Origin of the sequence: uncultured Paraglaciecola sp. (assembly GCF_937123705.1) — a bacterium.
In the GTDB taxonomy this organism is placed as follows: domain Bacteria; phylum Pseudomonadota; class Gammaproteobacteria; order Enterobacterales; family Alteromonadaceae; genus Paraglaciecola.
The window spans coordinates 17,478-38,413 of sequence record NZ_CAKZKO010000201.1; the positions used below are offsets into that span (position 1 = coordinate 17,478).

The following is a 20,936-nucleotide window of genomic DNA, read 5'->3' on the forward strand; positions in this document are numbered from 1 at the left end:
TTTGCATGGCTAATGATAATCTAAGTTTCTACTAGCTCACATCTAATCTAACACTTTGAGATGACAGGTTTCGACTTACTTCGATTGGCAGACATTAAATAACTCACCATAGATAGCAAAAACAACGCTTTCAATGGACTATAACGCAACCTATATCTATTGAACTTTAGTAAGTTTCAAATTAACCTAAGGTGCTGCGCTAATTTTACCGCACTAACTGCCACAACAGTTCTTAACATTAATTTGATAGGTAAAATATGAAATACCCAAACACCCTTGCGCAGGCACATAAGCGCCTTCTTATCCAGATAATCGAAACTTTTTCTCAAGACCATCGCATATTGGGCATTGGAGCAAGCGGCTCATATGCTTCGGACACAATGGACAAATTCAGCGACTTAGACCTTGTTATTGCCATTGACCCGATTTTTTTTGCAGAGGTGATGAGAGAGCGATTTCAGCTAATAGATAAAGTGGACGGTAAAATCGCTGCGTTTACGGGTGAGCATGTTGGTGAGCCACGCTTAGTTATTGCTTTGTATGAGCCCGATTTAGTTCATGTGGATTTTAAGTTTGTTTCTTTACCTGACACAACGACAAGAGTGGATGACACAAAAGTATTGTGGGAACGAGATGGGCAGTTATCGACCATATACAACAATTCCAATTATCAATATCCTCAACCTGATATACAGTGGATTGAAAATAGGTTTTGGATTTGGATTCATTATGGAGCGACTAAGATTGCCCGTGGTGAATACTTTGAAGCGATAGAGTTTTTATCATTTTTAAGAACCACTGCACTTTCCCCTCTAGCTCTTAAACAGCAAGGCTTAACGCCATCAGGTGTAAGAACGATTGAAAAACGTTTACCTGCTTTTACAAGTCGCCTAAAAGAAACCGTCGCTACACCAGATAGGGAGGCACTTATCCCCGCCTTTCAGATGTGCATTTCGTTATATATTGAGTTGAGAGATAAAGAGCAAGTAACAGTTAATGCTCAAGCTCAAAAACTTGCTTTGGAATATTTTAACCAAGAGATATTAGGTTAGGTGATTTAGAGGGGGGATCCCCTCACTATCAGCTAAAGCTACTTTTTACGCCACTTACCATTCATCCACAAGTAGTGACCTGTTTCAGTTTTTGAATAGGCTTTTTTGGCGGCTAGTTTTTCAACTTGTTCTATAGTAATGCCGTTTTCAGCAGCGAGGTCAGCATACACGGCTTTACGTTTAGCATTGATATCATTAACTAACTGTTGAATGTTGTTTTGCATAACCACAACACCTAAGTAGCCGTTGTCTTTTTCACCAATCAATCCTTGTTGTTTGGCTTCATCCAAACCAATCGCAAAAACCGAACTGCATACAAAAACACTCAGTATTATCAGTGATTTAAAAATTGTTGTCATTGTCATCGGGTCATTCCTCGTTTGGCTTAAAATAAGCTGCTGTCATCGCTAAATACATCATCTAGTTCTTTGTCCACTTTTACGCGGATTTCGTGATCAATTTTTACGTTGATATTGATTGTAATGGGCTCTTTGGTTTCAACTTGTACTTTGTGGGTACAAGCACTTAATAGCCCAATGGTTGCTATTAACAAAATTAGTGTCTTCAATTTTTATCACCTTGGTTGATTTTTTGTTCAATGGTTTTTTCTACCGAATTAATTAAGCGTATCGATTCTAACAAAGAAAATAAATTTTCTTGATGGCTATAGTTAAAATTAACTGCCTGATTTTGTACTGGGTTGTTACCTTTTATTGCGAAGTCAAATAACATTTCGCCATCTGGTTTTAATGTTACTTTGCTTTCCAATTGACTAAAATCGAGATTCTCTAACAAGGCAATTTGCGGTTGTTGCTGTTTGATAGAATCAAATGATGGGTTGTTTTCTATGGTTAACTTTCCACCTTTTAGACTCGACACCCAACCATCATCAATTCTAATACCCTGTTGGTTTATATTAATCGGCATATCGCCGTCTATGTTGCCAGTAATGGTTATCCCTGGCTGCTCTTGTAGTGCTACAACTTGAGCTAAATCAATGCCTTGAATATTAATGTTAATTTGTTGCTGTCGTCCATCCAACCATATGTCATTCAATAAAAACTGCCCACTGAAGATGTCACCTTGCACTTGCTTCAAACGTATAACGCTATCTTTGGCAATCACTTTGGCTTCAATCTGCTTAATTATTACCCCAGTATCAATTGAATCGATGTGTAGAGTAGACTCGGCTAACTGAAGTCCAGCTGAATCAAACTTAACGGGGGTATGATAAGTCATATTATTGAGTTGATAGTCTTGATATTTTCCCGATACATTTTGTAGTTGGGCCGTTCCAAATGCTGTAAACGCGTTATCTTCTAAGGGCAGTGTTAATTCAATCTTTGCCGAAAAGCTTCCGTCTTGAATATCCGCTGCATTTTCTAACTGTGAAACTATATGTCGCAAACTGACTATATCTTGCTGGAATATCTGCAAACTAGCGCTGGTTTGCTGTTGAGTCAGCTCAGCTAAAAAACCATTCTCTAGGTTGATCTTATGTATGCTTGAAAGGGTCATATTTGTTTTATTGCCATTTCCTAAATGGGTAATATTAATTGGAAGAGTGTCGATTTTGAATGCAGACACATTTGTGGCCTTGCTACTTCCAGAAAAGTGTAGGGCATTAAGATTGGTTACTTTGGCGTCTATGTGGTTGCTAATATTTTGTATGTTGATATCTGGAAGTTGCAACTGAGACAGCTGATTGTCAAACCGGAGGTGTAAGTCATTAATACTTTCCCCTGAAACGCTGAAATCACTACTCAGATTAGCTATATTAAGGTCGGCAAAGTGTATAGCGGAGCTATTAATTGTTCCTTTTAACGCAACTTTTCCTGTGGTTTGGTAAGTTGCATCATCAATCAGCAGTCTTCTTTGAGGATTTTGCAAATCTATGACTTGAAGGTGGGGCAGGACAATCTGGGTTTTATCTATCGCTATTTTTTCGGTAAACACTAAAGCCAATTGCGGCAAGTCATCTTTTGCAAAGTAATGTTGGGCTAACCGGCAACTGCTGGTTGAAACTTTATTTACTAGACCACGTAAATCCAAATGTATATCGAAGTTGCTAGTGTCTACAGCAATTAGTAAGTTTCCATTAACGACAGCGTCTAAAGCGCAATTCTCTATGCTCATTCGGCTATTGATAGCTAATTGGTTCGCTAAGCTAAATGTTGTGCCTTCAAAGTTTAGGCTGGTATTGATTTGGGCTTGGTCTAAGGCCAGCTCTTTAAACAACCTAGGCCTATCTTGGGATAGCTGATGCACTTGGGGGAGCCACTTAGTGAGATCAGACAAGCGCCAATCTATCTGCCCAGTCATAGGTTTTTGATATAAATTAATAACGCCTTGTAAGTCGCCAGCGAATCTCAATTCTTGTTTGGTTTTTTGACTTATGCTTAAGTTTATTGATTGTTGTAATGCATCTGAGTTAATTTGCAGTCGTGAAATATTTAGCTGGGGCAAAAAGTCGGGCAGATTCAAATCAATAAGTTGTTGCTCTGAGCTGGGCACTTTTTCGATCTTGCTGTTTTCCGCAACTTGTTGACTATGCTTAACTTTTATTAGCTTAATGTTTAATATGTTGGCCCAAGGCTGCCACTTGGCTTCAGTTACTTTAATACTGCCTAGTGGAGTCGCTATACATGCTTTTTGAATATGCAAAGTAAGCTGCCAGTCAACAGAAAAATTAAGGCAACTAAGGTGTATTTTTTGTGATTGTGTAAAGTATTCTATGCCTTTAATGGCGAGTGGGCGGCGGTAAAACAACATTAGCGCCAGCGTTACCACAAGCAATACAGCTATGAGTAAGGTTTTACTGGGGCGTTTTTTAGTAAAGAAGCCTGCCATTATTTTCCTGTAGTTGTTAAACGTTACTAAAAACAACTTAAATAATTGCTTTTATAAAATACCAAAATTCAAGATTGGAGTAGCTGTGAATTTAGAAAAAACGAGTTTGAGTCATTGCCCATTATGTGGCGATAATAATGGTTGTACCAACTCTAGCCCAAACAATAACACAGCCGCATGTTGGTGTATGGAAAGTAAAATTCCTTTTTCTGATGACCTATTAAACCAATTAACCGATGCCGCTAAAAACAAAGTGTGCATATGTAAAGCCTGTGCCATGGGAAATAAGGCCCAAGGTACCCCTTCAAACTAAGCTGACAGAATATAACAGTAAAAGCGATAGCAAAGGCTGATTCACCCAAGGTGGTGAACACTTAGTAGATTACTTCGCACGACTGTTTTGCCACCGCCTCCACGACAACATCACACCGGTATACACCAACAAGCAAGCAAATAAAGAGGCTATGCCAGCAATGGTTTGTCCGACTAAGCCAAATACTTCTCCGGTATGTAAAAAGCGAATATAGCTGCGGGCTTGTCTGTAGTCAGAAAGTTGCGAAAAACTTTGCTGTTGAATGAGCTCTCCTGTGATGGTGTGTTGCGCCACAGATACCCGTTTTTGTGGCTCGCCACCGTTGCCACTGTCAATTTTAAAAATTTGAACATTGCTAGGATGGTCACTTAAACTGAAGCGAATATTTTGCCAATCGGGGAAGTGCTGCTGAATAATGGCGAGTTGTTTGTCTATTGATAGCACTTTGGCAGCATCATGCTCAGGCAGTTTAACCGGCATTGGTAAAGCGTTCATTGCGGTAGAAGTATAGTGTTTGAGGGTTTGCCCCGGCCATTTAAATGAAAAGAATAAAGCGGTAACGGCCATCACTATAAGAGCAGGCATCACATAGAAACCGAACACATTATGCCACTGATAATGTTTAACCTGTTTTGTTGGGTAATGCCCGCCCAAGGTTAATTTTTGTTTAAAAGCGCGATAATGCAAGCGTTTGGGTAACCATAAATACAAGCCTGATAGTGCCAAAAAAACAAAAATTGTATTGGCAATTCCATTAACCCAGCGCCCTGATCCGCTAAATTTGCCGTCTAATGTTAACCAACGATGAAATGCCCTTAACCGACTAAAGAAAATTTTGGTAGGCGCACCGGGTTGCTGCATGGTTTCAGCTGTAAAGGGATGTAAATAGGCAATAGTTTTGCGGCCATCCTTTAGCAATATAGGGGCGGCATTGTCGCGCATTATAGTGATTTCTGGAGTGTTTTCAGTTGCATATTGCGCTGCCAAGGCAACAAAGTTCGCTATAGGTAATGCTTTCTGTGGTGCAGCTAAAACCACAGGGTAATCGGCTTGTTCTGCCATTTTGATAATTTGTCGTTCATAGGTGAGGGCAGCACCAGTAATAGACATTAAAAAAATAAAAACGGCGGCGCAGCAACCAACAATCAAATGCACCCAAAACAGTAGTTTTCTTATATTCATATTTACGCCAACGCCAGCACGTTAAGTGCTGGCCTATTTTAAAAAATTAAGTTAAAAATTACTCTTGATAAGCTTAGGTTACTGGGTATTAAAAGGCTGTTTTAACCTCTAAACGCGCCATGCGCTCAGCGCCTATAGTGACATTGTTTAAACCGCCACCGGCAAGGTAATCAGTATCCAATAGGTTTTCTATATTAAAACGGTAATCCACTGATATACCAGATATTTTAGTGCGATAAGTGGCGCCTATGTCGACGCGGGTGTAGGCATCTTTAGTGACAGTGTTGTTGCTGTCGGCATATCTTTCACCTTGATAAAACACACCAGCGTTGAGGGCAAGTTTTTCGGTCATTTCGTAGCGAGACCAAAGAGACGCAGACCATTTTGGTGCATCAACAGGCGTGAGTCCTTGATATTTGTTGTCTTTTTCATATTCGGCTTGCAGATACATGCTAGAGGCCATTACAAACAGTCGGTCGGTTACTGCGCCTTGTGCCGATAACTCGAATCCCTGGTGTCTTTGCAGCCCAGCTTGCGTGGTGATGCTTTCAAAGTCGGGTTCATTGGCTAGGCTTTCACTGATTAGCGCGCCACTTTTTTCAATATCAAAAATAGCGGTTTCTAGTAATAAGCGGTCTGATAGCTGCCATTTAGCGCCCAGCTCAACTTGTTTGGATGTGACTGCGCTTAGTGCCATGCCATGATTTTTGTCGGTTTCATCATTAAGGGTTTCACTTGATGCCGGTTCAAAGCCTTCGGCATAGTTAACATACAAGGTGGCATTGTCTTTAGGGTGATATAACACCCCAAACTTAGGAACAAAAGAGTCGCTGTCGGCACTGTCTTTATTTTGCTGGTCAAAACGGCCACCAAGCACCACTTGCCAATGGTGGTGTAAAGTGATTAAGTCTTGAAAATACACACCATAATAGTCGTATTCACTGTTATATAAACTATCGTCTGTAGCATAGTGAATATTGGGTTTAGATAAGGGCGTTTGGCCAGGTGTATACTGTTGCGCTGGGGCTAGTACTCTGAGTTGTCCGTAGTAATAATCTAAGCTGTTAACCCCTAGTAGAACATTGTGCTCAATACCTGCCAGTGAAAATTCACCCGTTAAGTCAAGATAGGCGGTTTTAAATTGCCAATCATCAAATCTGTCGTAAGGTTTGGAGGTATAGCTGTCTCCCAATTGATAATCTGCTGGTTTTTTAGGAGAGGATTCAAAGCGTTGGCGCTCAAAGGTTTGCTGGTTGTAGCCAAATTTTAAGGTCCAGTGAGGATTAAAGTAATAGCTGGCTTTTGCCCCGATATTATTAACTTTAATATCGGTAAAGGCCCAAGCAAAGTCATAGATAGTTTTATCATCACCTATGACTTTTCCATTGGCATCTAGCCAAGCGCCTGTATCTAATCCAGCTTTGTCTTGGGTTTGATCATAATAAAGGTTGATAGACAAATTATCCGAAACGAGATAATTCAAAGCAAGGGAGCCAAGAAAACGGTCCCGCTCACGTTGCTCTCCATTTTGATATTCACGGCTGTATGTAACGTCTTGCTTCACCAATACACTGCGAAAAGACAAATCTTCAACCAAGGCGCCAGCGGCATCTAACATAAAGCGCGATGACCCATTTTGGTCAATATCGGCACTTAAATCAAACAGACCCGTAGCGATCGGTTGTTTGGTGACCATATTAATCAGCCCACCCGGCGCAGACTGCCCATATAGAATACTAGAAGGCCCCTTGATAACTTCCACGCGAGACAGGGTTTCTATAGGTTGCTGGTAATGAGACCAATGTTGATGACCGTCACGTAAATAGCCCGTCGACGAACTTAGGGTAAAGCCTCGTGAGTTAAAAACTTCGCGGTTTCTCTGAGTAGATCCCGCAGACAAGCTGGCATCGTTTGCCAGTACTTCACCTAAGGTAGTAGCGAGTTGCTCATCAATGATGATTTCTGGAATAACGGTAACGGCTTGCGCCGTTTCTAAAAGAGAAGTGTTAGTACGTGTTGCTCCTGAGGCGTTATCCACTTTGTAATCGTTAAAGTAACTACCTGTTACTGTTATAGTTTCCATATTTCCATCATTCGCCAAAGCCTGTGAACTCAAAGACAAAAGAGTCACAACTGAGGCAGCAATTGATGTTTTTTGTTTGAACATAAAATCTTAACTCACATTGATTATTTTCTTACAGTGAGCAAGATTCTACAAAGATTAAATCTAAATGCAAGTAATTATCATTTAGATTTAATCTTTGTATTCGGGAAAACAAAGCGAAGCAACAACTAACCATCACATCGGGTTACTTAGCCTATTTACGATACACAGATACGTTACTAAAACCTTCTTCATGTAATAACAAGGCCTGCATTTTACTCATCACGCCTCTGTCGCAATATAAAAAGTAGTCTTTAGATTGGTCTAAATCACCAAAGGCGGTGGCGAGTCTAAAGAAAGGAATATGCTGTACTTCGGTATTAGCAAGTTTGAGTGGTGCAATTTCTTGCTCTTCGCGGCTGCGGATATCGAGTACGATAGCCCCTTTTGAAAGCTGCTCCACGGTTTCGACTTGTTTCACTTCTTGATTGGCCAATTCGGCAATGCGACGAATGTCCATGACTTCAACATTCTCAAGGGCTTGGTCGAGCAAATCAAAGTTAAACTTGGCTTCTTCAGCTTCGATTTTTTCCATCACTGCGCGTACTGTGGGCTTATTTGAAATCACGCCGCAATATTCAGGCATAGTACGAGCAAAATCTTCGGTGCCGATTTCACGAGCGGTGTTAATGATTTCTTGTTTATCGGCGCAAATAAGCGGGCGTAACACCAACATATCGGTGACTTTATCAATAACCGACAAATTGGCTAAGGTTTGGCTCGACACTTGCCCAAGGCTTTCACCGGTGACTAAAGAAGCAATACCAAAATGCTCAGCCACACGACTAGCCACTCGTAACATCATGCGTTTCAGAATAACGCCCATCTGGGAGTTCTCTACGTTTTCCAGAATTTCAGTGACGATATCTGCAAAATCGACGGTGATAAACTTCACTTTATGGGACGCGCCATAACGTTGCCACAGATAATGACTGACCTGCTTTACGCCAATTTCGTGTTGTTCGCCGCCCAGTTTAAAAAAGCAATAATGAGTGCGGGCACCACGGCGGATCATCTGATAACTGGCTACGCCCGAATCAAATCCACCCGACATTAAAGACAACACGTCATCTTGGGTGGGAATAGGCAATCCGCCTAAACAGAAAATACGTTGTTCCACCATAAACAGGTGGTTATTTTCTACTTCTAGGGAAATGGTAATATCCGGATCTTTTAGCTTAACGCCGCCTGTTTCACAAAATTGAAATAGGCCACCGCCTACGTAACGTCCTATTTCTGTAGAGCTAAATTCGTGATTGCCACGACGTTTAGCGCGCACTGCGAAGGTTTTATTGGCAAGTTTATCCTGCCAAACCAGCTTAACTTGCTGGTAAATGTCTTCAAGGCTGGTGAACGTGCTCTCACGTACTACTAAAATCTGCTCTATGCCCGGAATACGCTTAAGTTGGTCAATCACCTGCGCAGACTGCTCTGGAGTGTTGGTATGAGCCGACAACTCCAATTTATCCCATTTATTCATCACGCCCACATCAAAAGCATAAGGCCTGAAAATATTGCGAATATTCGATTCCAATATTTTAGTAAAACGCTTACGTACCGATTTACTTTTAATGGTGATTTCTGGGTGTAATTTGATGATAACTTTCATGGGTCTATTTGTACTGTGCATCGCTAAAACAAGTGGCTGCGGATTATACCTAAGCCACAGTTTGATGCAAAAATAACACTAAGCGGAGATCAACCCTTCTCTAGAAAAGATTTAAGCCAAACGCATTTTTTACCTGAGCGAGCACATCGTTAGTTTCGTCTTGTGAACGCTCGGTACCTTGTTTTAATATGGCAATCAGCTGTGACGGGTCGCTAGTCAATGTGGCTCTGCGCACTCGAATGGGTGCTAATAGATCCTGCAAACATTCTTCTAGTATTTTTTTTACCGTGCCATCACCTAAACCACCCGCTGAATAATGGGCTTTTAAATCTGCTATATAATCTTCGTCTTGATGAAACGCATCTAAATAAGTAAACACCACATTGCCCGCCACTTGCCCCGGATCGCTGACCCGTAAATGATTTGCATCGGTATACATTGACTTAACGGCCTTGCTAATGTCTTTTTGACTCGAACCGAGCATAATAGTATTGCCCATGGACTTCGACATTTTGCTTTTGCCATCCACGCTTGGCAGTCGTGACACCTTGCTCAACAAAGGCTTACACTCAAGCAGAATATCTTGTTGGGCAATAGTGTTTAAGCGCCGCACTATCTCATTGGTTTGTTCTAGCATAGGTAATTGGTCTTCACCTACTGGCACCAAAGTCGCCCTAAATGCCGTGATATCTGCGGCTTGGCTAATAGGGTAAGTTAAAAAACCAGCTGGGATAGATCGACCAAAAGACTTGCTGTTGATCTCTGTTTTAACCGTAGGGTTACGCTCCAAGCGAGCAATAGACACTAAGTTGGCGTAATACATGGTCAATTCGGCAAGGGCAGGGAGCGCTGATTGCAAACAAATTGTGGTTTTTAGCGGGTCGATGCCCACAGCTAGATAGTCGGCAACCACATTCAGAATATTCGAAGACACCTTTTTAGGATTATGTCCGTTATCTGTTAGCCCTTGCATATCTGCTACTAAAATAGTTTGAGCAAACTGATGCTGCAACTGCATACGTTGCTGCAATGAACCCACAAAGTGCCCTAAATGTAATGCCCCCGTGGCGCGATCACCCGTAAGAATTTTTTCTTGGTTATTGATAGGCTGAGTTGACTGAGAGGCAGAGGTTGCCGGTTCTGAAGTTGTGTTTTTCAATGTATATCTCCTTAATTAAATACCGGAGACATACTTACTTATTCATCAGTTGCCATCCGGCGATCTGTGAACAAAAGTATTCAACACCGCTCTTATAAAAGAGAGTGCCACCAAGATGTAGTAATAAATGTAGAGCTAGAAAGTATTTTCATGCCACGCAAAGTAGCAATCTGATGAGCTGAGCGCAAGAATTAATTTAGCCTAAGGTTACATGACTCCTATTTGCTCAAATCGCATCTGCAAAACCTAGAGACATAGCTAAATGAGCCCTTAATCTGATTCCTTGCTGTTTGGTCTTTGCCTTTAGTAACCATTTTAAGGTGAATATCGGACAATATATCGTCAACTATCTAATGAAGTGTTTTAATATCATTTAAATACTAGAATTGAATTAAGGATTATAGTGCTTAAAAACATACCATTAATCATGCTGCAAGGGCTACTTGCACTGTTACCAATCGCTTTAACCTTATACTTTTTGATTTGGTTAATTACGACGATTGAAACTAGCTTACTGCCGTTTATCCCCTCAGATTTTTATTTTCCAGGTTTAGGGTTGTTACTAGGAATAGTGGTTCTGTTTATTGTTGGGCTAGCCGTAAATGTGTATTTAGTGAGTTCGATAATTTCGTGGGGAGGCAGTCTATTAGAACGAATACCTATTGTTAAAACAATATATGGCGCAATTCACGATGCTATCAATTTAATCAATATTGGTAAAAGTCAAAAAATGCAAAGTGTGGTGTCTGTAAAAATTAACGAGAATATCCATCTTATTGGCTTTGTTACAAGTCAAGAAAGTGCCAAAACGATATTTAAAAATGATGACAAACTGGGAGTATATATACCATTGAGTTACCAAATCGGTGGCTATACTTTATATATTGATAGCGATCAGCTTACTCCGTTAGACATAGATGTAGAAACCGCCATGCGGATCGCTCTGACTGGTGGTAGTGTTGCAGGTGGTAAAAAAGTTAATTAAAAACAAGGTCGTACCAATTTAAATGGTCACGTTCTCATTAAGTAATATCATCGGTTCTAGTTGCAATGGGCTTAATAAAACGAGTAAGTAAGGCAGGCAATAATGTTAAATCGGTGATAAGTGCAAATAACATAGCTAAAGAAGTTAAAAGACCAAAAAGCATGCTGGGTACAAAGTCAGAAAAAGCTAACAATGCAAAGCCTGTACAGATAATTAGCGTAGTAAATAGCATGGCATAACCCACACTAAAATAGGCTTTATTAATCGCTTTTTGCGGGTCTTTATCGCCATAAAGATAGTGATGTACAAAATGTATTGTGTCGTCTACAGCTATTCCCATGGCGATGGCTGCTATGGTAATTGTCATTAAATCCAATGGTATATTGGCAATACCCATCACGGCTAAAATCAGTAACGTACAGATTATATTCGGCACCAAGGCCACTAAAGCAATTGAAAAACGTTTAAACAAAATCCACATGACTATAAGCAAAGCAATATAAACAATTCCTAACGTCAAGATTTGTGATTTGAACAACCGTTGCAAAATGTCCTGATAAAGCACAAACAAATTAGTCAATTGATATTGTTCTTTGGGGATACCGTTGGTTTCTAATTCTTGACGTAAGTTTTCTAAATACTCTTTTCGGTTAAATCCTTGGGTACTGTCCTTCACTCGGCTACTTAATCGCAGTTGTTGGTGCTCAATAGAAAAATAGCTACCTAAAAGAGTTTTTCGTAAATTTTCGTCAACAAGATTATAAATAGCCGTTAGCTCATATTCTGTGAGTGGCTGACCTTGGTTTAGTTTTAGTGCTAGCTCGGTAAAATTAACCACCGAAGTAGTGTTACCGCTTGCAGGGTATTGATTAAGAATAGTTTGTGCCACTTGCAATTGTTGGATACTTTCAGCACTTAAGGCAAGGTCAGTTTTTTGCATGTTTTGTGGGATATCAATCACTATGTCAAAGGGTGTGGATCCTCCAAACTGCTGGTCTATAAAGGTTAATTCTTGATGGGCTTTGGTGTCTTCTGCGAAGTAATTAAGAAAACTATTCTCTACACTGAGTCTAAACAGTCCGAAAATCGACAGCACAACTAACACTATAAATGCGCTTATAATTTTCCCAGTGTGATTTTTTGTTAGGCTTGAAATCGCTTCAATAAATTTTTGGCTAGTTTTATTCAAAGGTGCATTTTGGCTACGCGGAAACAAACTCAGCAATGCCGGTAAAAAAATGAGTGAAATCATAATTGAAACAAACATAGCGATAATCATCATAAAACCAAAACTTACCACCGGTTGAATTCCACTAAAAATAAGTGAACCAAAACCAACCGAAGTAGTAATCCCAGCGTAAAAGCACGGTTTAATTTTTTGTTTTAAAGTTTTAGTGATTAATTTTGCTTGGCTCGCTTCTGGATCGTCGTTCGAATATTGCCTATATTGCACGATGATATGCACGCTAATCGCTAACGTTAAAATAAGCTGTAGCGCGATGAAATTTGAAGAAATAACGGTGGTTCTTAAGTCGAAAATGCCAAAAAGACCAATGGTCATCACCACGCTTGAAAGACAACAAACAATGGGGATTAACACCCAGCGCCATTCTCTAAATAATATTAGCAACATCACACAAATTGTTAATCCAATGGCGCTACCAAATAACTTCAGATCGGTTCGAATAATATTGACGAGTTGATGACCTAAAACATATGAACCACCTAAATAGATATTGGCATCAGCTGCAACTGATTCAGAAAATTTATAGATCTGAGCAATTTCTTGTTCTCTCTGTTTATTAAGAGTTTGTCTAATTGGATCTGCTTCTGCTTTTAACTCAGCAACTTTGATTTCATCTTTATCTGTAAATTCATTGGTTAAACGCTTTTTATCTAAATTTATGATTTGAGAGTCAATTTCAGATAAGGCTTTATTCTTCTTAAATACAATTTGAATGGATGTAGCAGACTTAGCCTTATTCACTAATAAATCGGTAAAAATTGGGTGGTTTTCGAATATTTGACGCATTTGTTGATAGCTAAATTGTTTACTTTGCCAAGTCCATTCGTTTGGGTTTAGGTTAGGATCTAACGAAGACATTTGTGATAATAGGGGGACATTTAGTATGTGTGTTACCGATCTAACTCTTGGTATTGTTTGTAATTTCTTACTTAGGATCTGAATGTCGGTAAAGGTTTGCTCGCTAAAAACATCATGTTCTTTAGGCTCATAGGCCAATAATATAAATTCATCAGGTGAAAACCTTTCATTCATTAATTGGCTTTGAATATATAGTTCATTGTCTTTGACTAACAATGTTTCAGCAGATGCATCTATTTTAAAGTGCTGCGCAAACCAGCCCAAACTAAGTGTTAGTATCAGCATGGCTATCACCACAAGTCGCGGTTTTTTGGTCAACCATACCGTATCTTGGTTATTCATTTTGATTGGCCTTCTGTTTTCTCGCCAGCATCGGCGGCGCTCTTTGGCTCATCACTTGCTTCTGAAAACTCCTTATCGCGCAAAACGGATTGCATATACATATTGCGAAAAAACTCATAAGGATCGTCACTTTCTTGATATAAAGTTTCATAACTCTTTGCCCTTGGAGAGAAATCATGAAATCCATCATATCCTTGAATATATTGAGTTTGCGGCGATTCAGTTAGATAAGTTATGGGCGCAAAAGTGGTTTCGGTGAATGTCGATAGTCCGTTTCTAACATCACTTTGACCCAGTATTGGGATAACAATATAGGCACCATAACTAATGTCCCAGCTAGTTAAGGTATCATTTAAGGTTGACTTGTCTGCCTCTATCCCAAACCAGGCATCTGCTGGGTCGAATAGTCCAAGTAAGCCCACTGTACTGTTGATTAAAAAACGCCCTAAACTACTGGCTGATTGGGTGCCATTTGCTTGTAATAAGTGATTGATTGCATTAAGTGGTTCACGCAGATTACTAAAAAACTGGGTGACACCCGACTCAAAAGGATCGGGCATTAGGTGTGTATAACTTTTAGCTAAAGGGTTAAGCAGCCAAGTATAGACTACATGATTAAACGAAAAAATTGCGCGATTGACAGGTTCAAAAGGGTCATCAAACTGAGCAGGGGTATAAGCTACTACATTGGGCGTAATTGCCACTTGGCCATTTTGGGTTTGGACCTCTATAACATCCAAATTGCCGCTAACAGCTTGTTTTTGTTGAATGCCTGTTTGAAATAACTGGCTCTGCCGATTGGTTAAGTCTTCTTTGCTGGCACACCCTGAAACTAATATCACCATAGTTAAAATTAAAGTGGAAAATATATTGCCGCTGCGTTCCATTTTGAATTCCTTCAGTTCAATATTCACTCAACTTCAAGTGGATTTATTAATAAAACTTGTTCCTGTAAAAGCCCTGTCGTTCTGTAATACGTTCAATATTGCCTTATAGACAAATGAATATAAGGCATACTTCAACTATTTTTTATTGAGAGTCCGGCGTCTCTTGCATTTGTTGAATTGTTAAGGGCTCTTTAAATGTCATAGTTCGATAAGGGAAAGGAATTTCAATTCCTGCATTATCTAGTGCTCGTTTAACTGCTCCAACAACCTCTCCTCGAGATTTTCTTTGTCCAAGAGGAGTAGGGTCCGTCCACCAAGTTACTTCAATATCAATGCTGCTAGCGCCAAAACCGTTTAAAAATACTTCAATTGGCTGGTTCTGATTGATGGTTTTGCATTCCTGCAAAGCATTTTCGATTATTTCTACTGACTCATCGGCGTCTTCTGAATAGGCAACACCTGTCATGATGGTGATCCTTCTCGAATTTAAATCTGTAAGCACCTTAACAGGGTTTTTAAACAGAAAAGAATTAGGCGTAACAACCAATTCACCGTTAGTGCGTCGAATTTGAGACATGCGAACCGAGATATCTTCGACCTTGCCGGTAATGGATTCGCATTCTATAAAATCACCTTTTTCGAAAGGGTATTTCCACAGCAACATGATGCCAGCAAAAAAATTCTCAAAAATTTCTTTAAAAGCAAAACCAATGGCAACCGATGCCAAACCTAATCCACCTAAAGCACTAGCTGGAGTTAAACCTGGAAATATGACCATTGCAGTGAGGAGTAAACCTAACAACCAAACAAGGATACTAGTTAGTCGTTGCAATAAATCTCGAAGTGAACCGCGCATGGTACTGCGTTTCGACATATTAACTACAACTCTGCTCACTACAAATGACATTCCCCAAGTAAGCAGCAAAACCACCAGCCCTGCCAAAATATAAGGAGTGTGACCAACAAAGTCATAGGTGATATCAGATAAAGTACTGCGAAGGGTTTGCAAGGCAGATTGTAAATCTATTCCTTCGGCTTTTTCACTAGCATGGGCTGCTTGTGACGCAACAGGCGCAACTAGTGCTGATATTTTGACTTTACGCCACATAAATAACTCCTCTTAAATAACAAGTTCAAGAATTAATTATCAGCTGCATCTTGTACCGCTTGACCTGCAGTTTCGATATCCTCACCAAAACCTTCGACTGTTGCACAAGCGTTTAGAAAGGCTCCGATTGCCATTATAATAAGCATTGATCTAATTTTCGATTTAAGGGTATTCATAATCTTTTGCTCCCTAAAATTAATTGTGGCTAAAAGCTACTGTTCATTTTTACTTAATAACATGTCTTATTCGAAATCTATGACGTGATATTCTCAAACTCTTTTTTGGCATCCTCTTTGGCCATGCCGTACTTTTCCTGCATTTTGCCTTGAAATTTTTCGAGATTACCGTCTATTTCTTGCAAATCATCGTCAGTTAACTTACCCCAATTGGCTTTTAGTGAACCTGATGCTTGTTTCCATTTACCTTTAATTGTGTCTTTATTCATTGTCGATATCTCCAAATTTGATTAAAAAGTAAAGGCGGTTTTCGCCTTGTGATGATAGGAATACAAATCCCATACCAAAGTATAAGTGATTGATTAATATATATTTAAATTTTACTGGGGCGTATCAAACCTAAATTCCTTGTAAATATTACACAGCCAAGTGAGTTGCTATGAAAATTTTATATTCATATGCCAAAAATTAGGAAGTGAGTTTTGATTAGAGAAATAAAATCTCTTTAAAATCAAATGAATAACTATTTTTATTCGGGCAAGCGCCTTAGGCGTCATGTTTGCATACCTGTAGCTAGAAGAGTCGAAACAAAGCGAGTAGGAATTAACATCTCCCAAGCCTTGTTTTAGCCTTGCAATGGCAGGTTTTTTCTTGAACTCACATATAGAAGCACACAAAAATGATGTATCCGTACAAAGGAATATTCAATGTATAAAATTGGGCTAAATAGAACCTCGAAAATAATGTTAATGGTGCTAGTTTTGGTGCTCCTTATTGTGAGGTTTTCTGCACCAAGTTTTATGACATGGTATGCAAATCAAACAATTAAACGAACTGACGCAATAGTAGGCAGTGTCGCCGATGTAGACTTAGGGATACTAGATGGCGGGTACACTATACATGGGATTAACATTCGCCAAGCTGGAGACAAAAAAGACTTTCCGCTAATTGTCGCCGACAAAATCGAAATATCGATATTTTGGAGGGCGTTATTGAAAGGTAGGTTGGTGACTGAGATATCGATTGTTAACCCTACAATTGGTTTATATGACCGCCCACAAGACAAGGTCATTGAAAACCAAGCCATTATAAATGAAAAAACTTGGCTTGGTTTAGCCCGCGAACTGACACCTTTTGATATTGATAAATTAACGATAATCAATGGTTCAATTGCTATAGATGCCGAAGCTCAGTTAAAGCGGACCGAATTTAGTATTGATAATATTCAAATGCTTGTCACTGACATTGTCATTTCAAAAAATTCAGCTACTTTGGCCAAGGCTCAGTTGAGTGGTGATATCCAAAATCAAGCAAAGGTTACTTTAACGGCTGAATTTGACCCAAATACTAGCAAGCCGACTTTTGATGTTAATTTAGAGATGGCCAAGCTCCCTGTTTCCTATTTCAAATCATTAATGGAATTTTATGCACCATTCGATTTCGAAGCTGGAGAAATTGACTTAGCTTGTGAGTTAAAGTCTCAGGCAGGAGAGGTAGAAGGTTACATTCAAATTGGCTTTTACGAATTAGATGTATTTTCGTGGCGAGAAGATATTATTAACGATGACGCCAATCCATTACGCCCTATTTTTGATGCGATAGGAGGGGTGCTGGTGAGTGTTTTGGAAAAAGGTGACCGAAATCTACTTGCTACTAGAGTCGACATAAAAGGTAGTTTGGACAACCCCAAAATATCCATTATTGATGCGTTTGCAGCCATGCTCAGAAACGCATTTATTGAAACCTATGATCTAAAGTTAGAACATTCTGTAATTGGTCTAAATGAGCAACCAAATAGCAGTCCTAAAGAATAGCAGCTCCAATTGTGTGAAACAGAAGCTGCTATTTATTCAATGTGTTGCTCGAATGATCAGAGGCTAAGCATTTTGCTGTCTATGCATTTTTCTTTTCTTAGATTTCCTTTTTTTATTCGCGCTTTGTTTCGATTTTTGCTGTTGTTCAGGTGTTAACAGGTTCCAGACGTCATGTCTGGATTTTGCTTTTAAAATCGCCAGTGTCAAAAAATCTGCTTGGTATTCTGCGTGTAACTCACTCCATGCTTGTATATTAAACTCACTACTTTGTATCAGTTTTCGCTCAGCCGCGTTATAGGATTTTAGTTTAAATTTGCTATCTTTAGCCGATGCTTTGGTGGAGCTTTTAACTTTCTGTATTGCGGTTAATTGTTGCTCTGTAAAATCTAATCGTTTCGCTCTTTTTCCTGTGGGTTTGTCTTTAGATAAAGTGTTTTTCTTGCTTCTTAATGCTGTTTGGCGTAACTCAGCTTGAGCTACAAATTCAGATTGCTGAGCCGCAGTTAATAAGTTCCAAATCTTATTTTTAATGACTGCTCGTTGCAATGCTTTTTGTTGTAGTAAGTCTTGGTGTTGACCAATGGCATTTTGAACTGATTGTTGATCCCATTGGTCCGTTCTTACGAGTTGATTGAGTTTTAATTTGAGTGATTTTTGTTCTGCTTTAAACAGGTTATTATCATCGCGAGTTTGTTTTAGTATTTGCTTTACATCTTGCTTTTGGGTGTCAGTTAGCGATACCTCTGACAATATATGGTGCATACCAGCCGGCATTTGATGATGACTTCTTTTAGCTACTGCAGGGCTCGAACATATCAAAGTTACGCACAGAGCTATAGGAGTTAAAGTTGTTTTAAATAAAACCTTAATTTTAGACATTTCATTTCCTCTTGTTGACTTGTTAACAAGTCTAGCAACTGGAATCTAAAGAAACGCAAAGGTAATGTAAAGCTTGTGTAAAGGTATGGTAGTACTCAGTATTTGCAGGGTTATAGTACCCTCTACATTCAAGCTAACTAAGGAACCTGATGTCAGCTAAGAAAATTTTATTAATCGATGATGATGTAGCGTTAACCGAGTTGTTAGTGGAATATTTAACGCCACAAGGTTACGAATTGGAAGTTGCTTTTGATGGGGAAAGCGGTGTAGCCCTTGCCACATCAAATAAGCATTACGACCTTATTTTGTTGGATGTAATGTTGCCTAAATTGGATGGCTTTGAAGTATTAAAGAAGCTCCGTCTTAGTCATTTAACCCCCGTTTTAATGTTAACCGCTAAAGGTGATGATTATGACAAAATATTAGGGCTAGAATTGGGAGCTGACGATTATTTGCCTAAGCCTTTTAACCATAGAGAGTTGTCGGCACGAATAAAAGCGTTAGTAAGAAGGATGGCATTATTATCTAGTAACAGAATGCATCAAAACTTAACCTTAGGGAATGTCGAGATTATTCCCGCTGCGCAAGATGTTTTTTGTGCTGGAAAACTGGTTGATTTAACCAGCACAGAATATTCCATTTTGTACCTATTAATGGTTAATCAAGGCTCGTTAGTGAGCAAGCAGGACATCAGTAAAAAAGTATTAGGAAAAAATCTATCTGCTTTTGATCGTAATATTGATATGCACATTAGTAATCTACGCAAAAAATTGGCTGTTTTTAGTTCAGATGAAAAAATTAAAACACACCGTGGTGCAGGTTATAGGTACTTGGTTCAAGCATGAAAAATTTAGGTCAATTCAATCCAGCTAAGAGTTTATTTGTCAGAGTTTTTTTATGGTTTTGGTTAGCGTCATTAGTGATTTTTTTAGGTTCTATTTGGCTGGTAAAGCAGCTTGATTCAGATGTTGAATATCACCCTATTAATCGCAAGCAACAAAGAGACCTAACAATGTTAACAAGGAAAGTTCAAAATCACCTTTCAAGAGGCAACCCAGAATTTGATCTAAATAAACGTATAAATAGAATAAGAAACGGCACTCGTTTTGATTTTGTATTAATCGACTCTACAACCAGGAAAATGACGCATAATCTTCCGCGGCGATGGCAAATAAATCATCAAGTATTTGATGATTTCACTATCAACAATTCTGCTTTAGTTATGGACGTAAAAGGCACAAACTTTATTGGCCCTAGCTTAGTTAGAGTCAATAACCAAGACTATTTGCTGTTTTTAGTAAGGCCAAGACCAAAAGGAGATTTACGTCTTATTCGCTATGAATACCCCGAAGTATTTGTTTTGTTATTACTCACACTAAGTGCGAGTCTATGTTACTTATTTGTTCGAGGGATATTAACGCCTATTAAGCAACTAAGGCTTGCTTCAAAACGAATGGCAACCGGTGAAATGGGCGTCAGAGTGGCTAACGCAAGTAAACGTTTGGATGAAATTGGTCAGCTAGGCCGCGACTTTAACCATATGTCTGAGCAAGTCGAGAATTTGTTAAGCAGCCAAAAAAGGCTATTGGCAGACATCTCTCATGAGTTACGTTCGCCTTTAACCCGTTTACAGTTGTCAATCGGAATTGCGCAACAACAAAGCGAGCAGGATATGTCTTTTAAAGTTCGTGATGCTTTAACTCGCATAGAGAAAGAATCACAGCAGATAGAAGACATGCTTGCTAGAGTATTGTTGTTGTCTCGATTGGAAAATAATCAACCTACTCTAAACCTTCAAGTCATCAATCTTGAAAAAATAATGGCTCCTATTATTAATGATGCTCTTTTCGAAGCTGAACAGAAAAATAAGACTCTGGTTTATCAGGCCGCTGAAGACATCAGTATTCGAGTCGACCCTCAACTTTTAAGTAGTGCAATAGAAAATGTTATACGTAATGGGATCCATTATTCTAACCAGCAAGTTAAGGTGTCAGTGTTGATTCAAAACAAACATTTGGTATGGAACATCGAAGATGATGGTAATGGCATTGAGGAAAGTCATTTATCCAAAATATTTGAAGCTTTTTACCGAGAGTCCTCTTCCCGAGACAGATATTCAGGTGGAGTTGGGTTAGGATTGGCGATTGCCCTTTATGCCATACAAAGACATAAGGGAGTTATTCTGGCAAGTAATAACATTAATGGCGGGTTGCTTGTTAAAATACAGGTCCCTTACTTAAAGCCTTAGTTGCCTTTTAGTATTAAATTTCTTCTGACTTTATTGCAACTGCTACAAAGTTACGGTTATTTTC

At 39.2% G+C, this 20,936-nt stretch carries 19 protein-coding genes; 6 read left to right on the forward strand and 13 right to left on the reverse strand.

The features are described from left to right. Positions 1-257 precede the first annotated feature (257 nt). A complete protein-coding gene (locus Q0688_RS24740) occupies positions 258-1,052 on the forward strand; it encodes a nucleotidyltransferase domain-containing protein (RefSeq protein ID WP_299083705.1) in 795 nt (264 codons plus the stop codon). A 38-nt stretch (positions 1,053-1,090) separates the two neighbouring features. On the opposite strand, the gene Q0688_RS24745 is transcribed toward Q0688_RS24740, so the two are convergent. Genes Q0688_RS24745 through Q0688_RS24755 form a run of 3 tightly spaced genes read right to left on the reverse strand, consistent with a single transcriptional unit; the run spans position 1,091 to position 3,902 of the window. After that, a complete protein-coding gene (locus tag Q0688_RS24745; protein WP_299083708.1) occupies positions 1,091-1,417 on the reverse strand; it encodes a YdbL family protein in 327 nt (108 codons plus the stop codon). Positions 1,418-1,437: 20 nt separating this feature from the next. Further along, positions 1,438-1,620: a YnbE family lipoprotein gene (locus Q0688_RS24750; protein ID WP_299083710.1), complete on the reverse strand. Its 183-nt coding sequence runs from the start codon at positions 1,618-1,620 to the stop codon at positions 1,438-1,440. Further along, positions 1,617-3,902 (reverse strand): YdbH domain-containing protein, encoded by a 2,286-nt coding sequence (locus Q0688_RS24755; protein ID WP_299083713.1) that lies wholly within the window; start codon positions 3,900-3,902, stop codon positions 1,617-1,619. The genes Q0688_RS24750 and Q0688_RS24755 overlap by 4 nt, the downstream gene beginning before the upstream one ends. Before the next feature lie 85 nt (positions 3,903-3,987). On the opposite strand from Q0688_RS24755, the gene Q0688_RS24760 reads away from it, so the two are divergent. Then, positions 3,988-4,215 (forward strand): cysteine-rich CWC family protein, encoded by a 228-nt coding sequence (locus Q0688_RS24760; protein WP_299083715.1) that lies wholly within the window; start codon positions 3,988-3,990, stop codon positions 4,213-4,215. Between the two features lie 69 nt (positions 4,216-4,284). On the opposite strand, the gene Q0688_RS24765 is transcribed toward Q0688_RS24760, so the two are convergent. The 4 genes from Q0688_RS24765 to trpS all read right to left on the reverse strand — a co-directional run bounded on the left by Q0688_RS24765 (position 4,285) and on the right by trpS (position 10,275). Then, positions 4,285-5,397 (reverse strand): PepSY domain-containing protein, encoded by a 1,113-nt coding sequence (locus Q0688_RS24765; RefSeq protein ID WP_299083718.1) that lies wholly within the window; start codon positions 5,395-5,397, stop codon positions 4,285-4,287. A gap of 88 nt (positions 5,398-5,485) precedes the next feature. Continuing rightward, positions 5,486-7,480: a TonB-dependent siderophore receptor gene (locus Q0688_RS24770; RefSeq protein WP_299083721.1), complete on the reverse strand. Its 1,995-nt coding sequence runs from the start codon at positions 7,478-7,480 to the stop codon at positions 5,486-5,488. Positions 7,481-7,715: 235 nt separating this feature from the next. Then, positions 7,716-9,170 carry a tRNA uracil 4-sulfurtransferase ThiI gene (gene thiI / locus Q0688_RS24775; RefSeq protein WP_299083724.1) on the reverse strand — a complete coding sequence of 485 codons (1,455 nt, stop codon included), beginning with the start codon at positions 9,168-9,170 and terminating at the stop codon, positions 7,716-7,718. Positions 9,171-9,270: 100 nt separating this feature from the next. Continuing rightward, on the reverse strand, positions 9,271-10,275 hold the full coding sequence (trpS, locus tag Q0688_RS24780; protein WP_299083781.1) for a tryptophan--tRNA ligase: 1,005 nt from the start codon (positions 10,273-10,275) through the stop codon (positions 9,271-9,273). Between the two features lie 457 nt (positions 10,276-10,732). On the opposite strand from trpS, the gene Q0688_RS24785 reads away from it, so the two are divergent. Further along, positions 10,733-11,314 carry a DUF502 domain-containing protein gene (locus tag Q0688_RS24785; RefSeq protein ID WP_299083727.1) on the forward strand — a complete coding sequence of 194 codons (582 nt, stop codon included), beginning with the start codon at positions 10,733-10,735 and terminating at the stop codon, positions 11,312-11,314. Between the two features lie 37 nt (positions 11,315-11,351). Here the strand turns inward: Q0688_RS24785 and Q0688_RS24790 are convergent, their stop codons facing one another. The 5 genes from Q0688_RS24790 to Q0688_RS24810 all read right to left on the reverse strand — a co-directional run bounded on the left by Q0688_RS24790 (position 11,352) and on the right by Q0688_RS24810 (position 16,200). Continuing rightward, positions 11,352-13,760 carry an MMPL family transporter gene (locus Q0688_RS24790; RefSeq protein ID WP_299083731.1) on the reverse strand — a complete coding sequence of 803 codons (2,409 nt, stop codon included), beginning with the start codon at positions 13,758-13,760 and terminating at the stop codon, positions 11,352-11,354. Beyond that, positions 13,757-14,647 carry a VacJ family lipoprotein gene (locus Q0688_RS24795; RefSeq protein ID WP_299083734.1) on the reverse strand — a complete coding sequence of 297 codons (891 nt, stop codon included), beginning with the start codon at positions 14,645-14,647 and terminating at the stop codon, positions 13,757-13,759. The genes Q0688_RS24790 and Q0688_RS24795 overlap by 4 nt, the downstream gene beginning before the upstream one ends. A 142-nt stretch (positions 14,648-14,789) precedes the next feature. Next, complete coding sequence (locus Q0688_RS24800; RefSeq protein ID WP_299083737.1) at positions 14,790-15,755, reverse strand: mechanosensitive ion channel family protein; 966 nt, start codon at positions 15,753-15,755, stop codon at positions 14,790-14,792. A 32-nt stretch (positions 15,756-15,787) separates the two neighbouring features. Further along, positions 15,788-15,931 carry an entericidin A/B family lipoprotein gene (locus Q0688_RS24805; RefSeq protein ID WP_299083740.1) on the reverse strand — a complete coding sequence of 48 codons (144 nt, stop codon included), beginning with the start codon at positions 15,929-15,931 and terminating at the stop codon, positions 15,788-15,790. 77 nt (positions 15,932-16,008) lie between these two features. Further along, positions 16,009-16,200 carry a CsbD family protein gene (locus tag Q0688_RS24810; RefSeq protein ID WP_299083743.1) on the reverse strand — a complete coding sequence of 64 codons (192 nt, stop codon included), beginning with the start codon at positions 16,198-16,200 and terminating at the stop codon, positions 16,009-16,011. 438 nt (positions 16,201-16,638) lie between these two features. Between Q0688_RS24810 and Q0688_RS24815 the strand changes: the two genes are divergently transcribed. Next, positions 16,639-17,745 carry a DUF748 domain-containing protein gene (locus Q0688_RS24815; protein ID WP_299083746.1) on the forward strand — a complete coding sequence of 369 codons (1,107 nt, stop codon included), beginning with the start codon at positions 16,639-16,641 and terminating at the stop codon, positions 17,743-17,745. A gap of 63 nt (positions 17,746-17,808) precedes the next feature. Here the strand turns inward: Q0688_RS24815 and Q0688_RS24820 are convergent, their stop codons facing one another. After that, positions 17,809-18,624 carry a Spy/CpxP family protein refolding chaperone gene (locus tag Q0688_RS24820; protein WP_299083749.1) on the reverse strand — a complete coding sequence of 272 codons (816 nt, stop codon included), beginning with the start codon at positions 18,622-18,624 and terminating at the stop codon, positions 17,809-17,811. Between the two features lie 149 nt (positions 18,625-18,773). On the opposite strand from Q0688_RS24820, the gene Q0688_RS24825 reads away from it, so the two are divergent. Continuing rightward, positions 18,774-19,469, forward strand: coding sequence for a response regulator transcription factor (locus tag Q0688_RS24825; protein WP_299083752.1), 696 nt, complete (start codon positions 18,774-18,776; stop codon positions 19,467-19,469). After that, positions 19,466-20,872, forward strand: a complete 1,407-nt coding sequence (locus Q0688_RS24830) for an ATP-binding protein (RefSeq protein WP_299083755.1) — start codon at positions 19,466-19,468, stop codon at positions 20,870-20,872. Before Q0688_RS24825 ends, Q0688_RS24830 begins: the two co-directional genes overlap by 4 nt. The last annotated feature ends 64 nt before the right edge of the window (positions 20,873-20,936 follow it).

Coding starts and splice junctions, on each gene's coding strand:
- Q0688_RS24740 (WP_299083705.1), top strand. CDS start 258: ATGAAATACCCAAACACCCTTGCGCAGGCACATAAGCGCCTTCTTATC.
- Q0688_RS24745 (WP_299083708.1), bottom strand. CDS start 1,417: ATGACAATGACAACAATTTTTAAATCACTGATAATACTGAGTGTTTTT.
- Q0688_RS24755 (WP_299083713.1), bottom strand. CDS start 3,902: ATGGCAGGCTTCTTTACTAAAAAACGCCCCAGTAAAACCTTACTCATA.
- Q0688_RS24765 (WP_299083718.1), bottom strand. CDS start 5,397: ATGAATATAAGAAAACTACTGTTTTGGGTGCATTTGATTGTTGGTTGC.
- Q0688_RS24770 (WP_299083721.1), bottom strand. CDS start 7,480: ATGGAAACTATAACAGTAACAGGTAGTTACTTTAACGATTACAAAGTG.
- thiI (WP_299083724.1), bottom strand. CDS start 9,170: ATGAAAGTTATCATCAAATTACACCCAGAAATCACCATTAAAAGTAAA.
- Q0688_RS24790 (WP_299083731.1), bottom strand. CDS start 13,760: ATGAATAACCAAGATACGGTATGGTTGACCAAAAAACCGCGACTTGTG.
- Q0688_RS24795 (WP_299083734.1), bottom strand. CDS start 14,647: ATGGAACGCAGCGGCAATATATTTTCCACTTTAATTTTAACTATGGTG.
- Q0688_RS24800 (WP_299083737.1), bottom strand. CDS start 15,755: ATGTGGCGTAAAGTCAAAATATCAGCACTAGTTGCGCCTGTTGCGTCA.
- Q0688_RS24805 (WP_299083740.1), bottom strand. CDS start 15,931: ATGAATACCCTTAAATCGAAAATTAGATCAATGCTTATTATAATGGCA.
- Q0688_RS24810 (WP_299083743.1), bottom strand. CDS start 16,200: ATGAATAAAGACACAATTAAAGGTAAATGGAAACAAGCATCAGGTTCA.
- Q0688_RS24815 (WP_299083746.1), top strand. CDS start 16,639: ATGTATAAAATTGGGCTAAATAGAACCTCGAAAATAATGTTAATGGTG.
- Q0688_RS24820 (WP_299083749.1), bottom strand. CDS start 18,624: ATGTCTAAAATTAAGGTTTTATTTAAAACAACTTTAACTCCTATAGCT.
- Q0688_RS24825 (WP_299083752.1), top strand. CDS start 18,774: ATGTCAGCTAAGAAAATTTTATTAATCGATGATGATGTAGCGTTAACC.
- Q0688_RS24830 (WP_299083755.1), top strand. CDS start 19,466: ATGAAAAATTTAGGTCAATTCAATCCAGCTAAGAGTTTATTTGTCAGA.